The 19,951-nt window shown below is 57.0% G+C and carries 16 protein-coding genes; 7 read left to right on the plus strand and 9 right to left on the minus strand.

What is annotated here, in order from left to right:
- The first annotated feature begins 478 nt into the window (after nucleotides 1–478).
- The 5 genes from LGN17_RS17755 (at nucleotide 479) to LGN17_RS17775 (ending at nucleotide 7,228) form a co-directional block, all read left to right on the plus strand.
- Nucleotides 479–1,834, plus strand: a complete 1,356-nt coding sequence (locus tag LGN17_RS17755) for a tyrosine-type recombinase/integrase (protein ID WP_226197944.1) — start codon at nucleotides 479–481, stop codon at nucleotides 1,832–1,834.
- 294 nt (nucleotides 1,835–2,128) lie between these two features.
- The gene (locus tag LGN17_RS17760) at nucleotides 2,129–2,611 is read left to right on the plus strand and encodes a helix-turn-helix transcriptional regulator (RefSeq protein WP_226197945.1); all 483 of its coding nucleotides are present in this window, start codon (nucleotides 2,129–2,131) and stop codon (nucleotides 2,609–2,611) included.
- Entirely contained in the window at nucleotides 2,608–4,221 is a 1,614-nt protein-coding gene (locus LGN17_RS17765; protein WP_226197946.1) for a hypothetical protein, read from the plus strand. The genes LGN17_RS17760 and LGN17_RS17765 overlap by 4 nt, the downstream gene beginning before the upstream one ends.
- 176 nt (nucleotides 4,222–4,397) lie before the next feature.
- On the plus strand, nucleotides 4,398–5,186 hold the full coding sequence (locus LGN17_RS17770) for a hypothetical protein (RefSeq protein ID WP_226197947.1): 789 nt from the start codon (nucleotides 4,398–4,400) through the stop codon (nucleotides 5,184–5,186).
- 239 nt (nucleotides 5,187–5,425) lie between these two features.
- On the plus strand, nucleotides 5,426–7,228 hold the full coding sequence (locus tag LGN17_RS17775) for a UvrD-helicase domain-containing protein (RefSeq protein WP_226197948.1): 1,803 nt from the start codon (nucleotides 5,426–5,428) through the stop codon (nucleotides 7,226–7,228).
- A gap of 90 nt (nucleotides 7,229–7,318) precedes the next feature.
- On the opposite strand, the gene LGN17_RS17780 is transcribed toward LGN17_RS17775, so the two are convergent.
- The gene (locus LGN17_RS17780; protein WP_226197949.1) at nucleotides 7,319–8,185 is read right to left on the minus strand and encodes a hypothetical protein; all 867 of its coding nucleotides are present in this window, start codon (nucleotides 8,183–8,185) and stop codon (nucleotides 7,319–7,321) included.
- Nucleotides 8,186–8,373: 188 nt separating this feature from the next.
- The gene (locus tag LGN17_RS17785) at nucleotides 8,374–8,841 is read right to left on the minus strand and encodes a hypothetical protein (RefSeq protein WP_226197950.1); all 468 of its coding nucleotides are present in this window, start codon (nucleotides 8,839–8,841) and stop codon (nucleotides 8,374–8,376) included.
- 116 nt (nucleotides 8,842–8,957) lie between these two features.
- Here LGN17_RS17785 and LGN17_RS17790 point away from each other — a divergent pair, with 116 nt between their 5' ends.
- Nucleotides 8,958–9,281: a helix-turn-helix transcriptional regulator gene (locus LGN17_RS17790; protein ID WP_226197951.1), complete on the plus strand. Its 324-nt coding sequence runs from the start codon at nucleotides 8,958–8,960 to the stop codon at nucleotides 9,279–9,281.
- Between the two features lie 41 nt (nucleotides 9,282–9,322).
- On the opposite strand, the gene LGN17_RS17795 is transcribed toward LGN17_RS17790, so the two are convergent.
- A complete protein-coding gene (locus LGN17_RS17795; protein WP_226197952.1) occupies nucleotides 9,323–10,351 on the minus strand; it encodes a cell division protein FtsZ in 1,029 nt (342 codons plus the stop codon).
- Between LGN17_RS17795 and LGN17_RS17800 the strand changes: the two genes are divergently transcribed.
- Nucleotides 10,350–10,670, plus strand: coding sequence for a helix-turn-helix domain-containing protein (locus LGN17_RS17800; RefSeq protein WP_146978792.1), 321 nt, complete (start codon nucleotides 10,350–10,352; stop codon nucleotides 10,668–10,670). The two genes, LGN17_RS17795 and LGN17_RS17800, sit on opposite strands and share 2 nt — an antisense overlap.
- A gap of 7 nt (nucleotides 10,671–10,677) precedes the next feature.
- Here the strand turns inward: LGN17_RS17800 and LGN17_RS17805 are convergent, their stop codons facing one another.
- From LGN17_RS17805 to LGN17_RS17830, 6 genes are all read right to left on the minus strand, one after another.
- Nucleotides 10,678–11,352 (minus strand): hypothetical protein, encoded by a 675-nt coding sequence (locus tag LGN17_RS17805; RefSeq protein ID WP_226197953.1) that lies wholly within the window; start codon nucleotides 11,350–11,352, stop codon nucleotides 10,678–10,680.
- A gap of 4 nt (nucleotides 11,353–11,356) precedes the next feature.
- Entirely contained in the window at nucleotides 11,357–11,650 is a 294-nt protein-coding gene (locus tag LGN17_RS17810) for a hypothetical protein (protein ID WP_226197954.1), read from the minus strand.
- A 1,903-nt stretch (nucleotides 11,651–13,553) separates the two neighbouring features.
- The gene (locus LGN17_RS17815; protein ID WP_226197955.1) at nucleotides 13,554–13,805 is read right to left on the minus strand and encodes a PAAR domain-containing protein; all 252 of its coding nucleotides are present in this window, start codon (nucleotides 13,803–13,805) and stop codon (nucleotides 13,554–13,556) included.
- A 33-nt stretch (nucleotides 13,806–13,838) separates the two neighbouring features.
- A complete protein-coding gene (locus LGN17_RS17820; RefSeq protein ID WP_226197956.1) occupies nucleotides 13,839–14,411 on the minus strand; it encodes a lysozyme inhibitor LprI family protein in 573 nt (190 codons plus the stop codon).
- 6 nt (nucleotides 14,412–14,417) lie between these two features.
- Nucleotides 14,418–17,381, minus strand: coding sequence for a pesticin C-terminus-like muramidase (locus LGN17_RS17825; protein WP_226197957.1), 2,964 nt, complete (start codon nucleotides 17,379–17,381; stop codon nucleotides 14,418–14,420).
- Between the two features lie 51 nt (nucleotides 17,382–17,432).
- Nucleotides 17,433–19,940 carry a type VI secretion system Vgr family protein gene (locus LGN17_RS17830; RefSeq protein ID WP_226197958.1) on the minus strand — a complete coding sequence of 836 codons (2,508 nt, stop codon included), beginning with the start codon at nucleotides 19,938–19,940 and terminating at the stop codon, nucleotides 17,433–17,435.
- Nucleotides 19,941–19,951 lie beyond the last annotated feature (11 nt).

Consider the following 19,951-nt stretch of genomic DNA (forward strand, 5'->3'; position numbering starts at 1 on the left):
GACGTGCCGGCGAGGCGGGGCCTTGATCCTCTCCAGTCAGTCTTTCCTGCATCGAGAGCGAAAGGCCATGAGCCATTTGCTTCGTGTTGACTGTTGAAAAATGGCCGCCGAGGGCGGTGTGGATCGTTTGGCGTCGATGCCCCGCAATTGATCCCCCGCAATGAACCGAGGCGCTGCGAACCGGGAATCCCGGCTGACGCTCAAAGGGCCCAGAAACGGAAAAGGGGCTACGGTGTTCAACCGTAACCCCTTGATTCCTTTGGTCGGAGCGATAGGATTCGAACCTACGACCCTCTGATCCCAAATCACTTCTCGTATGGTCCGGATTGGTTCCGTAACGTCCGCAACGAACAAAAAATCCGTTTAATTTCAATGTGATGTGCGGTTTTGATGTTCGATTTGGTCCCGTTAAGCGCGATGGAATTCGAGCGAAATCCGGTAACATGGCGGTAACGCAACGACGATAGATCACCGGGGCATGGGTAAGCTTACAGTTAGGGCAATAGAGTCGGCAAAAGGAAAGGATAGGGCGTACTGTCTTTCGGACGGCGATGGTCTACGGGTTCGCGTCGCAACGGACGGTACGAAGAGTTGGCAGGTCAAGTACACGGTCGACGGCAAGGAAACAACTGTAACGCTGCCCCGTCGCTACGGGTCAAATACTGACGCCGCTTACCTGTCACTTGCTGATGCAAGGCATGAAGCCGCTGCCATTCGCGCTCTGGCGCGGAGTGGCGTCGATCATCAGCAGAAAGTTAGAGACGATCTCGAAGCGCACCGCCTCCAACGCGAGCAAGAGCAGTCGGAAGCCAAAACCGTGCAAGATTTGTACGACGCATGGTTTCCAACAATCGCCACGAAACGCGGCAAGCGCGGACGAAAAGACGGTGGCAGTGAGATTGTCCGAACGTTCGAAAAATTCGTCCTCGGCGAAATTGGCGGTAGACCACTAGCCCAGTTGTACGCGACAGACGTGCGGCCGATCCTTACGCGAATCTCGGATCGCGGCGCGAACAGACAGGCCACGGCTTTACTTGTTGACCTGAAGCAGATGTTTCGCTGGGGCGATCAGAATCAGCCGTGGAAGCGCCTCCTTGCAAGTAGCGACATTTTGGCTATCCGCGCCGAAAACATCGTGAGCGGTGGCTACGACCCGGTGCGCGACAACGAGCGTGACCGAGTGTTGAGCGAGGCCGAAATCCGTAAGCTCGCCCAGATCATTCCGAACGCCGAACTATCGCTCGTGATCCGGGCAGCGATCTGGATAATGTTGTCTACAGGGACACGTGTGGGAGAAACCGTTGCCGCCTGCTGGAAGCACGTCGACCTCGATAACAAATCGTGGTTCATCCCTGCCGAAAACGCGAAGTCTGGCGTTGCGCACAATGTGCGAATGTCCGACTTCACGCATTCACATTTTGCTGCGTTGTGGAATTGGCGGGGAAGGCTTTCGGAAGAACTGCGCAGCGAATTTGTATTTCCGTCCAGCCGGAACCACTGTGCTGCACTGAACAACCAGACTGTCGGGAAAGCGTTAGCAGATCGGCAGCGCCCGAATCGTAAGCCGTTGCCTGGCCGAACCGAGCAGACGAATGCATTGCTGCTTGAAGGCGGGCAATGGAAGTGCCACGATTTGCGGCGAACCTGCGGAACGTTGATGCAGAGTCTCGGCATCGCGGAGAGCATCGTGCATCGATGCCTCAACCACGCCCGGGCGGACAAACTTGATCGTGTCTACCTGCAGCACGACTATGCCGATGAAATGGCGCACGCGTGGGACGTCTTGGGACAGCACCTTCAAGCGCTAACTGAGCGCGCCACGGCTTCGGCATAGTGCCCCAATTCTAATTCGAATCCTGATCAACACAACATATGGCGGTCGGGTTCTGGCAGGATTGCCCGTACCCGAAAAATGATACAGTCTTAACTCTGCCTAACGCGGTCGTCCGTGGATACGACCGATGTTGAGAACCCTGCAGTTTGGGAATCGGGTCGGGCAAAGTATTCCAGGCCTCGGAAGCCCTTTATCACCACCTGTCTTTGCGAAGTCACGCTCGCAGGTGTGCAGCACCATAAGCGCCCAGACGCGCTCACATGTCAGCCTTGTATTTGCGCGGCTTGGTGTGTGATGGTCGATAAAGGACTTCTCCGCGTCTGGAGTATTTTCGAGCCGAACCTCCAACTCAGACTGTTTGCCATGGGTTCCAAACACACTATCGAAGGGCCGCCGGCCAGTGCGGCGCCTCTTTACCTTGATTCTTCCTGCTCCGCAGATGACGCGCTGTCGTCTGACGGTGAGGCGACCAAGCGTGAAGTAATGCTTAGCGACTTCTCGCGCAACGTGCGCCGTCAGCTTGACGTAAGTACGTTGCCTCCTGCTTGCGCGATTGAAACTATGTCGGTTAATCGGACTCGCGAGCCGACGACATCCGACCGTATCGTTCGGCTCCCCGAACTGCTCGTCATCCTCCAGATCAGCCGCACGACAGCATATGCATGGCAAAAGGCAGGTCTCTTGCCGCATTCCGTTGCGCTCGGCCCGCGAGCGCGCGGCTGGAAGCTGTCGGACATCGAGCGTTTCCTTGCGTCGCTCGGCACGGAGGCGAAATGAGCGAACAGGTGAAAACCGACGCGCTCGAGGCAGCATTGCCGAGCGATCTCGATTCGGCACTGGAGCCGCGCACCGGCGATTACTCGGAACAGCCGGAAAGCGCTGGTGTAGCTCAAGTTGCCCAGGCGCCTGCTTTCGCAGTGATCGCGACTGCGTACGATCTGCACGGCCGCGAACCGCGCCGTGTGATTGAGTTCGAGCACGCGGCCGGCCGCCGCGTCCGCCGCTTGCTGCCGGAAGGCGTTTTCACGTCGGCAACCCGGGCACGAACGGCACTAATCAAGGCCGGTGTGTCGCTCGGCAGCGCTACCTCCGATTCGTCAACAGTCTTTGATGTTGCTATGACGCGCCCGGACGGGATTGGAATGTACGGGATTCCGTACGGCTGGTCGCACGGTCAGGATGCCGGGCCGATCTGTCGCTTCGGTGATATAGCCTACTCGTCGTCTGGCCCGATCCCCGTTTACGTCGAAGGACCCGTACCTGTCGGTATGCAAACCGACGATCTTGCGTTGCTGAAGGAGGTGTTGACGACCGATCTTTCGTCGTGCTCGGTCATTCTTGTGGCTGCACACCTCGCAAGTCCGCTTGTGCCGCTACTCGGTTGTGATCCGATTGCGATTGTTGCGTCGGGCGTCTCCGAGTCGGACGAGGCGCATATCCGTTCGCTCGCGGATTCCGCGTTCGGTACAAAAATGGCCACTTGGCCTGCGCGCTTGCATGCGAGTGATAGCACGCTTGTTCAGCTCTCTACAGCCAAGTCGCGCAAGCAGGCGTTCCAACAGGTCTGCCAGTTTTCCGATGTGGCCTCGCGCACTGAGCGTCGCATCGAGAAATTCGAATTGACGCCGGCACCGGTCACTCTCGTTGTGACTGGCGAACTGGATATTCCGCGGAGTCTCGCCTTGCCTTCTCCGCCGACCGGCAGTATTGAGATTCCCTTTGATAAACCGCAGATAACTGTCATCGAGCGTGTGACGCAATCGGCTCCGGTCGCGATCCAACACTTCGGCGCCGTTGTTGCCAAGACGTTCATCGATGCAGTTCTGCGCGATCCGGGGACAGTTATTCGTCACGCCGACAGTAAGATGCCGAAATTCGCTAGCCGCTATCTCGGGACGATGAAGGGCGACCCCAGTGAAGACGCCGTTCGTATTGCTGCGTCTACCTTCGCCTTGCTTCGTTACGCGCTTACGTGCGGGCGTCAGTTCGGCGTCGTTCCGTGGGAGGGCGAAGCGGTCGATGCGGTGATGGACGCCTGTGTGACGCGTTGGTCTGAACGTCATCGTGATCGAAAGCTGGCGTTCGAACGTCACGTGATCAATGCTGTAAAGAAGCTGACCGATACGGGCATGGAGAATCGGCGCGCCAAGCCGATCGATCGCGAGGTCACTTTCGAGACCGTGAAGGGGCGAGAGCTGATGCTGATCGAGTCCCGAACGTTCGACACGCATATCGTCTCGCGTTTCGACAAAACCCGTGTCCTCGATGCGCTTCGTAAGCGTCATCTGCTCGTGACCAACGGCGACGGCGCGCAGTACCAAAAGCGCATCGACGGAGGGCGAGCGCGCTTCTACGCCATCGACTTCGCCCGCCTGCGAACGTTGTAGGAGAAGTCGCGAGCGGCTTTGCGGCCGCGCGTGCTTCTTGGTCGATCTTAAATCCATACCGCAACAGCGCTGCGCATTCGACGCGATGCTGCCTCGATTCTTCTTGCATCATGAAATCTACGTATACGAAGCAGCCAGTCGAGGTGCAACGCGCACGAGACGCTATCACGAGAACAGTGGAAGGATTCGACCGGTTGACGTTCTGGATAGACCATCCCGCGCCTGACATTCCGGTCTCGCTCGTGCGGCGGCACTGCGAAAAGGTGACGATCACGAACTGCTATTCGTTGCCGTTTCATCCGGTCTGGCAAGCGCAGGTCATGCTTTTCCAGCCGGGCCGCCAGGCACTGATCGAGTTGCAACGTGCGTTTAAGTCGCGTCACCGTATCCGTATGGGCTACGCCGAGCTGGCGCTCGATTGGTTGGTTGCTGATCGCAAGGCCGGCAACATGCTCTATCGCTTCATTTTGAAGCATATGCGCGTGCCATACCTCCGTCACGCAGTCACGTTCGAAGACGGGACTGCCTATTTCGCGCCGCGCGCTGCGGATGACTTGTCGAAGAATTTGCGTAACGTCGTGCTATATGCCGATCGCCCCAGCAAGTTGTGGGCTGCGCGTCAGGACCGCTCCCCGTGCTGCCATCTTGAGCATCGCTTTCAAGGTGTCGATGCGCTGGCGCAGCGCGGGCTGCTGAGCCTGGAAGACTGCATCCGTTTCGACCATCGGGCGTATTGGACCGAACATTTGAGGCTGTTCCGGCTGCCGTCGAAAGTCGAGCTCGGCCGCTGGCTCAACCCGGACAGCATCGACGTGTCGGGCACGGCACTCGCAAACCGCGCAGATCGGTTCCTCGATCGCTATCGCCACGGCGATACCTTCGTGCTGCAGGATTGCTGGCGTGGCAATCCGAGCATCGCGAGTGTGTTGACGCCGATCGACAATGCGCCGTTTCTCGTAGCGTGACGCCATGACTGTGTGACGGGAAGAAGGGGGGGGGGAGGCAATGATACATATCCCCAATCTTCATCCCCTTATCCTTCCCTCGCTTCCGTATTCCAATCCATCTCTATGGATACGTCATGGCGTTTTTCGCATCTGCGTGCCTGCTTTCCCGTGGTTTTCGAAGAGAAAATTCACAACCTCCGGACCAAAATCAGCGTACCGATGCATGTCACGCTGTCACGTGTCACAGGTAAATGATCGTGAAAAATTTCCAATTCACTGCCGAGCAACTTGCGATCATCAATACGACGATTCCGCGCGTGTACGTGTCTGCCTGCGCCGGTAGCGGCAAAACGCACACGTTGAATGCGCGCGTGCGTCGTCAGCTTGATCGTGGCGTGCTCGCCAAGAAAATTCTCGTGCTGTGCTTCTCGAACACGGCTGTCAACGAGTTGAAGAAGCGCCTGCCTGATGCCATTACGGTGCGGACGTTCCACTCGTTTTCGTTGGACCTCGTGCGCCGAACTGGCGGCAGTAACGCCAAGCGCTCCGTGCTGCTGTCGCCGCAACGTAGCATAGCGTTGCTTGAGAAAACGCTGTTGACCTGCCCGAATGCATGCCGTGCGGTGCGGGAACGAACCGGCGTTGCGCTGCGTACGGATATTGAAATAAGGCGTCTGGCCGAGTTCTTCAAACGATGCAACGGAAGCGATGACGTGACGCGACGCCTCGTGCACGACGTGGAATCAGGTTTCTCGGATTATGGGGATGTGCTTGCGGAGTTGCGCCTGATCCGGATCGCGTATGAGAAGCGTGTCGAGCTTGCTGGCGGGATTGACTATCCAGCCATGCTGCGGCGTGCTTGTTCGGTCATCGAGAGCACGCCGCTTCCGTACACACATATTCTCGTCGATGAGGCGCAGGACATGGACGCTGCTCAAACGCAGCTTCTCGTTGGTCTGGCAAGACGTGTACGAAACCTGATGGTCTTTGGCGACCCGAATCAGGCCGTGTTTGGCTTCATCGGTGGTCAAGCGAGAGATTTGCGCGAAGTGATGCGTGACGTTGTGACACTGCCGCTCTCTCGCTCATTCCGGCTCACGCATGAAAATGCTGCGCTGGCAAACGCGATACTGAGTAACGGCAAGGATCGTACCGTTGGCAACCGTCACGGTGTCACGCCGTCGCTGACGCAGTGCGGCTCTGTGATCGAGCAGGAAGACGAAGTGGTCGAATTGATCAGAAGGCTGAAGGAAGATGGTGTGCCTGGTAATCAGGTTGCCATCCTCAGTCGAACAAAAGCGCCGCTGCGAGCGGTCGAGCAGGCACTGCTTGCCGCTGGTTACGAAACGGATTCGACGTATAGCCCGCGGTTACCCGAGCACGTCGATCGTGCTCTGGATATGCTGTCGTTGGTTCAGGCATGCGTTGGTACGGCGAAGGTTGGTCGTAAACCACAACGGCTTTGGAGAGCTCGCCGTCTTCGCGAAATCAGCGGGAGGGACGTACGGCAGGCCCTTATCAACGACTGCCTGCGCATGTTGATAAAGGCAGCGCGCATCCCATCGTTCGAAGGCCGCTACGTCATGGCGACGCGAATTTATCTGCGTCTCGCGAGAGCCGCAGGCGACATGCCGAAAAATCTCGCGAGTGAACTAGGGCGCTGGCAAGCCACCAGCCGGAAGTTCAGGACGGTCCGAGCGTTTCGTGAGCATATCGCGACACTTCGCATGCAGGCGCCAGTCGTTACGTCGTCTATTCACGGAGCAAAGGGGGGCGAATGGGACTACGTCATCGTGCTCGGCGTGAATGATGGTTCGATTCCGTTCTATCGGGAGATCAAGAGGGGCGAAATCGAGGAGGAGCGTAGGCTGTTCTACGTCGCGGTTACTCGGGCGCGCAAGCAGTTGCATTTGCTCCACGCGCCTTTCTATCATGCGCCGTCGCGACAGAAATTTGTCGAGCCGTCTCGTTTTCTCGATAGCCGTGTAAGAGCGACGTTGTCTTGCAGTGAGACGTTGGTTGCGACTGCAACGGGCGGTAGCCGCCTGGTTCGGGCTTGATTCGGTTTTCGCCTGGGCGTGCCCACTCGATGTTCGTGAGCACGTCCAAGCTAAGCGATCGGCATTGAACTGGCTGATCTGTTCAAGCCTTCAGGCGGTCTGATGAAGCAATTGATAGACATCCCCGTGCGCGAGAAAAACGCCGAATATGAACAGGAAGGCTACGAAAAACGCGCTGCCGATTCCACCGAATTTTTCCGTCCGCAGAGCCAGCCACACCCAGACACCGCGGTTACTTTCTCTAGCATTTGAAAGTGAAACGTAAAAAACGAATCGCAGGAAGGCGAAGATCGCGCAGGTGATGACGCATACAAATGCAAGCATATCGAACAACATCCACTGGACATAATCGTTGCGCAGCGAAGTAAAGAACTTCACCGCGGCATTCAAGACCGTGCCGACATTCAATGGCTTATCTGCAAGAAGGCTCTGCGCATACACGATTACATCCGGGCTAATTGCTGCCCGCGCCTTAATCGTAAGCCAGAAGCACCCAGTCGAAACGACCGCCGGAAAAACGGCCTGCAACCACCAGTCGCTCGTGTTGAATCTTCCAGTCAAGCATGCCAGCAGCGCGGCGGTGATGCAGCACATTGCAACTGTCGTATTAAAGAAATACAACGTTCCCGCGATCTGAGGAAGGAAGGCCGCAAACAGAAACAGCACGACCACCATTGCGAGACCGGCAAGAAATATCACCGCACCTCCGTCATCGCTCGACGATGAGCGAGCTCCGTGATAATGGTGATGGTGGTGAACGCTTTGCTTTTCGGACGAGCGTTGGCGAAATTCATCGATCTCGCGCTTGACATCTCGAGGCGTACTGTCGGCGTTATCCGGTCCCGGACGTTTCCCGAGCGCATTGAAAATCACGCCGAAGAGCACGCCAAGCAAGGGGCCAACTAAATAGGCCTCGAAATGAGAATTCCCCAAGACTTCCAGCAGTTTGTCGAGCATGCAGTGGTTCCTTGTGTCGAGATGCGTCATCGCTAGGCCAGAGAGAAAGCCCAGTTCAAATCCGTATGTCGGCATTCATCAGAGGAAACTTTAGCCGGAGCTCGAGATATCGGTTGCAGGTAGCGAAGCGCAACCTGGCTTCGCTACCTTCGGTCCGTGTGAGCGCCCCGTAGACTCGTCTGACTGGCTCAGCTAATCCAGCCAGCCAAGATGCTGGTGCCAGTAACTGCGCCCAAGAACAGTCCGACGCATTGTGGGCCAATCGCCCAGCACATCCTCGCCCAAATCGCATCGGAGATTCCACCGGTCGTGACAATGATGTCCGGCCGGAAGATTTTCCGTACGCCGTCGCCCAGCCTCACGCCGATGTAGCCAAGCCATGCACCACCGAACCAAAGAAAGAGAAACTTGAGAGCGGGGTGGCTTGGATGCTGAGGCATGTACACACCCGTCGCCAAGAGCGCGACGAACAGAGCAACGATGATCCATGCCGCTGTTCCCAATTTGCTTCTTCGAGTCGGTGTGGCGGTTTGGGCTTGAGTGGTCGTGGCGCTGCCCGTCTGGTCTCCAGAAGTATTCATTGAAAGCCCCTTTGCAGTTTTGGATTGATGCCCGCAGTCAACGCGACGCAGGGCGACTGTTTCGTGAAGTTCCACTTCGTTTATGCTGGTCTACCGTCAGCCAGCGGCCGGAAGTGTATCGTAAACATGTTGCTTATAAGATTCATTTAATAGTGGTTTGTAAGACGTGGTTCTAAAGGCGTCAGAGCAGCATGCTGAACGCCATGAGTACGAAACCGAGAACCCGTGATCGGCGTAACGCCGTGGCGACTGCTATCGGCAAGCGAGTGAAGGCGTGCCGGATCGAGGCCGAGAAGTCTCAAGAAGAGTTGGCATACGAGGCATGTCTCGATCGGACCCGCGTCAGTGCCATCGAACGTGGTATTGGTAATCCCACTGTGGAGACGTTGGCGACCATCTGCTACGTGCTTGGGATTACCCTCGCAGACCTATTCGAGCCGCTGAAAATGGCGCTTAAACCGACAGGCGAACACCGTGGCGAAGCACCGCAGCCGAGACGCCGGCCTCTGCGGTAATGGCTGCGGTTTTTTCCGTCGCCTCTGTTGATCGAGGCTCGTCATGACGCACCATCGCATTCGTCTCGTTCGGCCGCGATCACGGTGACGCGTACCGTCTCTCCGAGTCGATCGTCGTAATGCGCGGCAAGAACGGAAGCGGCATCGCCCGTGGTCATCTCGCAAACGGCGTAGGCAGCCGCCGCGACTTCCCGCAATCGAAGGGTTGCCGCACCTGAAACCATCAAGAGCAACCCAGCCGCCATTGAGAGTTGGGCAGAGCCGATGTCGTCTATCGCCTGTTGCGCTGCGCCCTTGATGCGATCGGGGCCACTTCCTTCGCCGACACCGATCACTGCGCCGGTCGCGCCACTGAACGCTTCGCGCACGTCGAGAAAATCGCTGCCTGTCGGCATCTTCCATTTCTGCGACGGCGACCGTGCCCCATGCATCGCCATCAGGTAGACGTCGACCAGACAATGCAGAACGGAAGGGTGAGGAGATTCGGGAACAAACACGACAGCGTCGGCGTAGCGCGTGAGTTCAGTCGTGACGGTTCGAACGAGATTTCCCGGAGGCATTGGCGGTTGAGCCAGCAGCGCAACGGCGAGTGCACCGGCCGCTCTTGCGGCTGCGCTGACGACCGCCGAGACCCGCAGCGCATCCGGTTCGCCGGTGGCTGTAATGACGATTACTGCGCTTGCCCCCTCGAACGGTACGTGACCGGCAACGAGTTGCCCGTCGTCGGACAAAACCCCGTTCGTTGCTGCGACCTGCTGGAATGTGATGCCGTCATCGACGCCGAGTCGGTAGTAGAGGCCGGCGGCCAATCCGCCCCCAACTTCTCCTACACCAACAATATGGACCGGCGAATGACCGTGCCCGTGGTCGATTGAACGCCGCGCCGGCCATCTCTCGAATTGGATTCCGTCCGTTGTAATGCACTTCTGTATGGTGGTTGCAGACATTTTTCTGTTTCCCCGGATGGCCGCAGGCACGTGCCCTTGGTCTGTTTGTACGGTTAACATATCAAATAATGAATGGTTTGAGCGATGGTATTTGCTGCGTTGAGGCGGCATCCTCTTGGTCATGAAAGCACCCGCCCCGCCCACTGAAGAACGCAACCCCATCACCGTCGCCGTCGGAAAGAGGCTCAAGGAAGTCCGTCGCCAGGCTGGGAAGAGCCAGGAAGACCTTGCCCATGAGGCGTCGGTCGGCCGAGCCGCGATCAGTTCGATAGAGTCGGGTGTGACGAACCCGACAGTGCTGACTCTCGCTGCGTTGTGTGGGCCGCTCGGGATTTCGCTCGCAGAGTTGTTTGCGCCGCTGACGATGACGTTGGAAGACAAGGACACACGGCGCGTCAATGCCGCCAAGCCGCCCAAGATCGAACGCTCGCGATTGCGCTGACGCTGCACTACGGCGGCCGAGCCTTCCTCTCTGCCGCTGTTGCAGATGACCTGATCGACATTGCGCCGGTGAGCACGACTTTCCGTTGATCAAACCCGGTGACGTATTGGGCATTTCCACTCAACCTGCCGCGGTCGGCTGCTGTCCGTGTCAACCGCGCGTTGTAGGCCGCGAGTACAGGCTCGGCTTCGGCAGAATCGACTACCAGCAACGTATGTCCGTCGAAGGTCGCCCCGATCTTTCGCCCCTCAATACCGACGGCCAACACTGCATGCAGGGTCGCGCGGCGTGATTGTCGAAATGTCAGGATCACCGGCCGACCGCGCATCACTTCTCGTTTGCTGAACCGGAAAACGTCTGTGTGCGTTCCCTCGAAGCAGGCTGGGCGTAATCCCCAGTCGAGTTCTCGAATCAGCGCTTGCAACTCTTCGAGCGACACGCCGGAGAGATAGAGCGGCTGTGCACGACGCCAGAATTCCGCTTCCGGGAAGCTACGACGCGACGACACATGCAAGGGATCGGACAAGAACCCAAGCATGGCAAGCGCCATTGCTGCCGCATGCCACGCGCAGCCGCCGTCCCAGCAACCCTGAAACGAAAATGCTGGAGCATTCGAATTCGCGAGAGTGAGACGTCGGCCGGACTGAAGAGCCGGATGGAGTTGCTGCACGGTGGTCTCCATCGGGTCAGTATTCGAACGGCAACAAGAGGGTTGTCGCCCGCCGATCGGCTTCCGTGATGACCCACAGCCGTTCGCGACGATCGCCCAGCTCATACGCAGACAGCAGACGTGTTCCATGTGTCACCGCGAGATCGTTCGAGCAAGCATCGGCCGCGCAGACGACACCCCAATCACCTCTGCTGTGCCGCCGAAGTAGGCCATTGGCGTTGGTGCCGGTTCGATCGAGAAGATCGAGCGCACCCGGTGTGGCAACAATCAAGCCAAGAGGGAACAAAGGTTCACGACGATGCGCATCCATAATTAGGTATCCATAATAATTAAGGCGAGCGAAGGCACCGAACTGATGTTCGGAAACAATCTCAAGGGTGGAAAAGACTGAAACGCGAGGCGATATAGGGGCGTTTCAGGAAAGCGAGGTGCGATGAATGGGACCGCGAGAGCCGTTGAAGACGCGATGCCCAGGCGGAGCCGTAAAACGTGCAGGCAACCACGAGGCAGAGAGGTAGAACTAGGGATTTTCGCTAAAAATCGACCAAAAACACCCAAGAACGACTCTTCGGCACGGAAAATGTAGCACAACCCGACCAAAATAGATAAAGGGGATCGATCAATCACCCTCAAATCGGTAATTTTTACTTTTTAGTGTTTTCTGGCCGGTCTCGAACACTCCGGTGGTACCGGAAATGACCCTCTGACTTATTTTCCGGCCCGTCAGGGGCTCCGATTCACCCCAGATAGGGCCAAATATGGGCGCAGCCATGCGGCGGCCCTATGGGCCGAATTTTCTCGGCGAAAGAATTTTGTAATGTTTGCGCGGTGCGGCAACCGCCAGATGGGACCGTTGCGGGGTGAAAAACGGGTGACGGTGCTCATTTTTTGAGCAAAACAGGATGCCTCGTGTATTTGGTGGTCCGAAATATTGGCTAACGCCTTTATTACCTGCCCGAATCAGACGCTGGAATGCCAAAACGAGGCTCGACATTGTTTTCCAGCTCCATCAGATTCATTCATGCGACGCCAAATCAACGTTCCGACGACGTAACTGCCTCATAACGACGCTTTCGCCTCGTTTTTTCGAGGGTAATCTGCGACAGGTACTGACATTGAGCGCACCAGTTGCCCGCTGACGAAACCTGCCGAGGTCTCGCCCACCATCGATGGCCACGCGCACACTCCCATTGGAGCTTCGTGTTGTTGTCGACATAGTGCTCAGATACGCACATGCCGCCCCGGTCCGCAGCAATCGATCGCATCAATTCCATACCCAGCCGCTGTCTGTCTTCAGTGCGACATGTCGGACACCAGTGCCCCTTTAGGATTTCCGTACCCCATGCCATCCACTCGTGCCCCCGTTCGCACTGAAATGGGTAACGAGCCTGAATACGTTGATACAGGGATGCAAGACATCTGCCACCATGCTCTGCCGCCTTCTCTTGTAACTTCGCAAGTCCGTCCGGCATCCGCTTACGATCTGAAGAGCATTCTTGGCACCACGCCTTACGCAAGACGTCGTAGCCCGCAGCCTCCCATTCGTGCCCCGAAGCGCATCTGAATCGATATTTCGCCATCCGGCCATCGTAGACGGTCGACAAGCACTCGCCACCACGCGATCCTGTATTGGCTTCAGCCCAGCTTGATATCGACGACGCTCAGCTCGTCGTTCGGTTGAACACTTTGCACACCAATGATCGGCCAAGACCGAAGCGGCAGTGGCCTCCAACTTATGGCCGGCAGCACAGACGAAGCGGTGGCGCGCGTTTTTTCCACGATATCGCTTACTCAGGCATTGGCCTCCAGCCGAGCCAGTAGTCTCATGGATTCGAGTCAGCGTCCGCTCAACCCAACATTGATGACATACCAGCGGGCCGCGCGCTCCACGGATGAGGCGCCCAAGGCTTGCTCCCGACTGGGAGGAAACATGACCGATCTCGCAACGAAACCGATACCGACTCGATACACCGCGCCACTCGCGGGCCATCAGCGCGAATCCTGTCGCCGCGAGGTAGGCACGAATTCTTGCGAGACGATCATCACCGGTTGCCATAAAGACTGCACCCGTTACCAATAACAAACCACGTGCCACCCCACAACCCGGCCCGGCAAAGGTGTCAGGCGCGGGGCGCTAAACATCTGCGAGCGCTGATTTCGATACACAACCAACGACATTTGTCGACACGTTGGCACCTTGTTTGATCTCAGGATCAAACGAGACTCGAGATCAGGTGACAGCCGCACGTGGCGCGATGGCCGTGCCGTGCGATCGGAATGCCGTCGTCCGTCATTGACGGATCGCCTTCGACGATGATGTTGGACGACACTTCGGGATGCTGTGGGCACGACACGCGATCGCCCTTACGGGCGACATAGCGGCCAGCGAAACGCATGGTCGTGGAGCCGGTTTCAACCTTGCCACCGTGATCTGTCGCGTCACCGATACGAATCAAATTGATCATCTGCCGTCTGTTCAGCGGAAGTAAAAATCGAGGTCACCAATTTTTAAAGAAATTAAGCCTGGCCGTACAAGCGTTGTGGTCCTCCTGTAACTTTGCAGCAGTCATCTTGCAATTCAGATCCACATATTTAATCCAGCTCGGATTGTTTCCGTCGGGGGTGTTTTTTATTAGCTTCGATATTACCTTGGTGGCATCCCCGTTTTCGTAAAGATTTGCCATCACGGTCAACGACCGCCTGTAATCATCCATGCCGATCGATGATCCTAAGTAGCGAATCTCGTTCGTGCGCGCCTCCGTAACAGACGCCAAGCAAGCCCATTTATCGATAGACGCTTCTGCCCCAGGCGCAGTAGCATCAAAAGCAGCGTTGCAATATTTTTCCTTATATGCAACCCAAGCCCTTTGGGTTGCAATAAGATTTTGCTTCTCTGGTGCAGTAATTTTCCCAAGAAGTTCGCTGTAGCTTTTGTTTAATATTTTGTCTTCGGCATCGTAATTTGCTTGTGCGCAACTGGCCAGCTCCACATTATTTTGGCCATTGCAGGCCACCTTCGAGAAGGCGGCACTCGAAACAAGCATCAGCATACAAGCAGCAACATTCTTCATCACACTCTATCTCCAACAATCACAAACCATACCTTTTTCGAACAGAACCGCCTCCTTCTCTCGTCGTTTGAGTAGGCCGTCGTTCCCGGTTCCTTCCCACAGTACTTTCATGGCACGTAATTGTGCCGCGACTTCTGGAAGGTTGTTGTTCTGAATAGCCGCCCTAATGTTTCTCATGTGGACTCGTGTCTTCTGTCCAGGTTTGTCTTCAAGCTGAGACCCACGATTATAGACCAAGCTGAGCAGCGCTCCCTGACAATGCGGGTGTAGCTTTGTAACGCCTGGGAATGCATCAACGGTAAACTGAGCGTAACGACGCTTAACCCTCTTCGACATCTCGAGGGCTTTGGGTTCGGAGATTTTTATATCATGAAGAGATGGAATAAATGCGCGCGCTGCATCCCCTCGCTTTCCGAGCGCAGTTAATAGCCGAGAAATCTCTGCCTCCGTAAAAAAGCCGTTAAAATCGCTTCGGACCATTGCTTCAGTTTGTTGCCCCAAATCATAGCCATAACCAATCGTCACGCCACTAGATTGACTATTTTTTGGAACGTACGGAATTTCACCAAACCCCTCCGTGTCGAGAATAAGATGAAATCCCTCTATAGAAGCATAGTACATTCCCTCCGTCGTAGGAAAATCCAGTACGTCAGTTTTGCATTTTTCGCTGCAACTAGCCATGAAATTCCCAATCAACCCAATCGGATGAAAATGCCATGGCTTCGGCTCTTTCGGAAGAATCTTCGAATCAATACACTGAACATCCTCCCACCACTGAAGCTTCTTGATCCGCTCCATCTCGTTCTGCCATTTCCATGGCACGAGCTTCATATGAGGCGTGATGTCCTCCCACTTCCCCATATTGCCGCCCCATTCGCTTTCACTTTTCACGACCATGTGCGAAATCGCTTCGGCTAACCATGGCGTCTTCTGCGCATCCGCCAATTCCGCGGCAGTAACTTTGCCATCGTGATTGACATCAATGGCTTTTTCGAGCCTCTGGATGAGCTCACTGGTGGCCAATGCATCAGCGCTCGGCTTGAAGTTATCCTGATCCTCTCCCATGGCCAGTTCAGCGACGAACAGGTAACGCTTGAACATATCAACCATCGTGGTCGAACTGTTGTCGACGAGCTCGAACCCCGGCCAGTCCCACTGGCTACACAGCTGCACTTTGGGATGGTCCCGTTCACGCACCCAGCCTTGACGGGTCCCACCGTCTTTCGTGCCGACCGTCACGTTCCACCAGCGTTTCGTTTTTCCGCTCGCGTCCTTGTCTTCTCGTGCCAAGCTTTGTGGTCCCTGCTTGTCAAGATCGGCCACCCGAAACATGACCCGGAAGTCCGTTGGGGGCCCGTCTGCTTGGCTAACCTTTAGCGGAAAGTCTTTCCAGCCCTTGACAGGCGCCTTCGTCATTTGATTGACAAGACCTAGGGCGCTGTCGATCCAGAACGGGATACCGGTCGGCGTCTCGATCGGATCAGGCTTTTTCGCTGGCTTTGCCTTGTGCTTCTTCCCCTTGTCAGCCGGAGCAGCAGGCTCCGGTTGCACGGCAGGAATTTTTACGGTCTTGGGCTGTACCTTGACCCATCGCGATTTCGGATCGCTGACGGGTACGAGCTTCAAATCCGTCTGCTCAAGGGTGTAATCTGGATCAGGCGCTTTCGTTACGAGTTTTGCACCTGCCAGAACTTCCAGAAAAGGCTTCTCCATATTCGGATCCGCCGCCGACAATTCCTTCGCGCGCGCCTGACTCTTTGCGATGAACGCGGGAAGATCGGGGCCCGCAAAAACTTCGAGGTGCAGCAACGGTCGGGTGGGCAACGGCGGTGTGGGCTTTGCTTCCCTGTATCGCTGGTATTGTCCAATATGTGCAACAACGTCCCCCGCGTTGACGGGGTACGGCTCCTTGAGCACGACCACCTTATCGACGGGGCCGGACTGGGGAATCGGCTCGAGCTCCGAAACAAAAACGTAACCCCACTTCAGTTGCACGTCGGGCGGCTGACCAACGACTGGGCCCACCGGATCACCTTTAATGATCTGCGTGATTTTTGCCCAGCCCTTGCGCCCACCGTTATCGGCCTCATTCACAGTGAGTTCCGTGCCCTCGGGTAGCAAACCGAGGAGCTTGGCGTTCGGAGTAATGCGAACCCGCACACCCGATACAGGCTCCGGCAGCGCATCATCTGGGCCTCGTTGCTGCGGCGACGAATCGTCATCGGGCGCACTCGGATCGATCGGCTTCGGTTTCGGAAGGTCCTGTTTGTTCGGTTTCAATGCTCGATACGAGCGGTCAGCTTCCCAGTACGGAAGAGGCTTGAGTTGCGGCGCCTTGGTGTCCGCACTCTCCGTTTTGGGCTGATCGAGCGCGGCTTTATACGTTTTCCAGTCGAGCGTATGCATGTACAGACTGAAGAACGTCAGCGTTTCACCGGGGGGCGGACCGGAGGACGCGGGAGCCGGTGTCGGGGTCGGCGCCGGAGGCGTTGCATTGCCTCCTGAGGCGGGCGATCCGGCTGGCGCATTTGAGGGGGCGGGCGCTGGTTCCGTCTTTTTCGGCGCGGGTGGCAATTGCAGGGTATGGCGGATCAGCACAAAACCCCGCGAGTACAACGCATGACGCTGGTCCTGGTAGGTCAGCGTGGGGTATTCGTTGTCGAGTCGGTAAGCGACAACCTCGCCCGTGGCGATCGCGCGTACGCCTTCGTCCTGTTTCAGGGCCTCACCTGTTTTCTGCCCGAAGTGAATGCCGCCGTGCCAGATGCCGCTAGCTCCCAGTGGATAAAATCCATCCTCCGCAGTCGCAAGCACCTTCATGTAGGTCAAGGGGTCTGCGGCATCGGACGCTGCACCTTCCTTGGCAGCAGGCGAAAATGGATAGCTCCATGCAAGAGGCGTGTACGCGGGCTTGGCGTCCGGCTCAGGCGTCTTGGGAGGTTGTTTTTTAGGAGGGTGCTTATCCGTCATGGCAATTGAAATCGTAAGTCGTTATCGTGATTCAGGAACGGGGCATCTCGATCAACCAGAGAAATCGTCGGCGTAACCACCATGCTTCGAAATCGGCGTGCCGTTCAGCGGATCACGCAACGTCATGGTCGACGCACCGGGCTTGTCCCACGACGCGCATTTTTCGAGAATCTGGCCCGACGTCCCGTTCTCGATCATGTCAGGCGTGATCTTGATATACGATCCACCGACATTAAGAATCAGCTCCTTCTCTGCGCGCAGAATCATCCGTCCCGATGCACTCTCGATCTTGACGTCCTGCTGCGCCAGCATCGTCAACGCATCGTTCTGAGCCTGAATTTCGATAGGGCCTTTGGTCGCGAAGATTTTGATCCCAAGGTTTTGAGCGTATAGACTGATCCTATCCATCACGCTCGCAAGCAACGACTTCCCGGCTGCGAGATTGACATTTTTCCCCGCCACCAAGTTGACCTGTTGATTCGCCGACGCGTGAAGTGATTGCTGGCTTGAAATCCCGACACCGGCTGGACTTGATAGCAGCATGGCCGGCTTCGCAAAGCCGTTGGTATTTCCCGTCCCACCGCCAGCCGTTCGCCCCCCTTTGGTGACGCCCGGAACGTTGCCCTGCGTCATCTCAGTAAAGGCCTTCAGCGCATCGCTGCCGTCCTGCAGACTCTCGGCCCGGTTCGTCTCACTCGCTTGCGAGACTGTCTCGAGCACAGCTTCCGCGGCCGCAAGTTGATCAGTTGCGGCCGACACGTTCATCGGTTGCACTGCAGCGGGGTGGGTCGAGATCGACAGGCCTTGCACCGCACGGATCGCGCCGTGTGCCTCCGACTTGAGATCGAAGCCACTGCCAACGAACGAGCCTCGCGTGTTATCGGACTGTTCGATCAGGTAACCCAAATGCAGGTGAGAACTGTAGCTCGACGAGTAAAGGTGGACCCGGTTCTGCCCGGTAGCGTCGTCCATGACGAGCTGGTTGAAGCCGTCGCCGCCGTATTCGCGAGAACGGAAGCCGGACAGCAGGCCGTGCGTGTGCCACACCGGCATCGTTGCGCCACCGTGCAGTCGCGAGATGATTACAGGCCGGTCGCAGTCGCCATTGACGAACCCGAGGAGCACCTGATCGTCTTTGCGCAACGGAAAGTAACCGCCGCGCTTCGAGCCTGCGTCTGGCATCGCCGCGCGAATCCACGACGTGGACTTCGTATTGCGATCCTTTCGACTGTTCGACGTCCGGACCCGCACGCGATTGCCGTCGTCCGTGTGGACTTCCTCGTCACTGTCCGTCACGACGATCGCCGTCTGCAAGTGCATCTCGGGCTTCTCGTGCTCGAACGGGCTGCGGAACGGCGTCTTGCGGCGTTGCGCTTCGATCTCGACGTGAAAAAATCCGATACCGCCATCGCGGTGGCTCACGGTCGTACCGGTGCCGGCCGCCTTGACCTGTTCGATCTCGCTGCGCAGACTGCGCGGGAATCGTGTGAGCGCGTCTATGCCGGGCAAGTTATTTTGGATCAACCAGTCGCTCGCGATGATTGACAGTTCGCGCTCCTCCTCCGGCAACGCATCGAAGAGGGGATGTCCCGACACCTTGAACCAGTAGCCGGGCAATGCATAGCGGGGACTGCCGATCGCGAAATAGCGCTTTGCTCGCGAAGCCCATTCCTCGGTGCGGATGCGGGCCTGTTGTTGTCCAGCATCGGACTCGGCCCATGTCTGCGAGCCGGTATAGAGATAGTCTTCACCTTGACCGGGTAACTCATCCAGGTCAGCCGCTGGCGTGCTCGCCTGTTTATCGAGGTCAGGTCGCTTATAGTCGGCGGTGCCGAGCGTCAGCGTCGCACTTTGGGCGTCCTGCTGTTCGCTCAACTGAGTAAGCCCGTCGAAATCCTCGTCGGTACCCGCGTGACTGAACTTCATCTCCGAATTCGGTAGCGACGGCCCGAAATACAGATCGTCCATCATGACGACCTTGTGCGACTTGCCGTCCTTCGCGAAATCGAAGCGTGGAAACACGCCGACTTCCTCCAGACTCCGGTGCACGAAATTCCAGTCGGTTTCCCACTGCACGCGGTGCGAATACGAGCGCATCGCCGCGCGCAATTCCTGTCCATAATTGCCGGAAGCCTGCGGATGTTTGTCGAATATGTCGGTGAGAATCTGCCAGCCGCTGGCTTCCTGCCAATCGCGCCGATCGCTGCTGAGCTTGAGGAAGCTTAGCCATGAAGAGAACTGGAGTTGAAAATACGAAACGGTTCCATCATTTCCAAGGCGGCGAGCCCGCTGCACATAGCCATGGATCGGCAGATAGCCGCCATCGGTCTGCCGAATCCAGAGCGTGACGGGTTGCAGCATCAGGGCGTTGAGCTTGATCTTGTCGCCCATGACGGACGAAGCGTCGACAGTCACCTCGAAATTGCGCCCAAGCCGCGCGTTGATCTTGACGTACAGTGGCGTGAGCCAGTCGTCGCCGAGCGGCGTGTCAAGTTTCACGATGCGATCGAACTGCGCGTAGCCACCGCGCAAAACCTTCAGCAAAACTTCCCCGCTCATGCAGTCACCCC

It is taken from the genome of Burkholderia sp. AU30280 (assembly GCF_020420125.1).
In the GTDB taxonomy this organism is placed as follows: Bacteria; Pseudomonadota; Gammaproteobacteria; order Burkholderiales; family Burkholderiaceae; genus Burkholderia.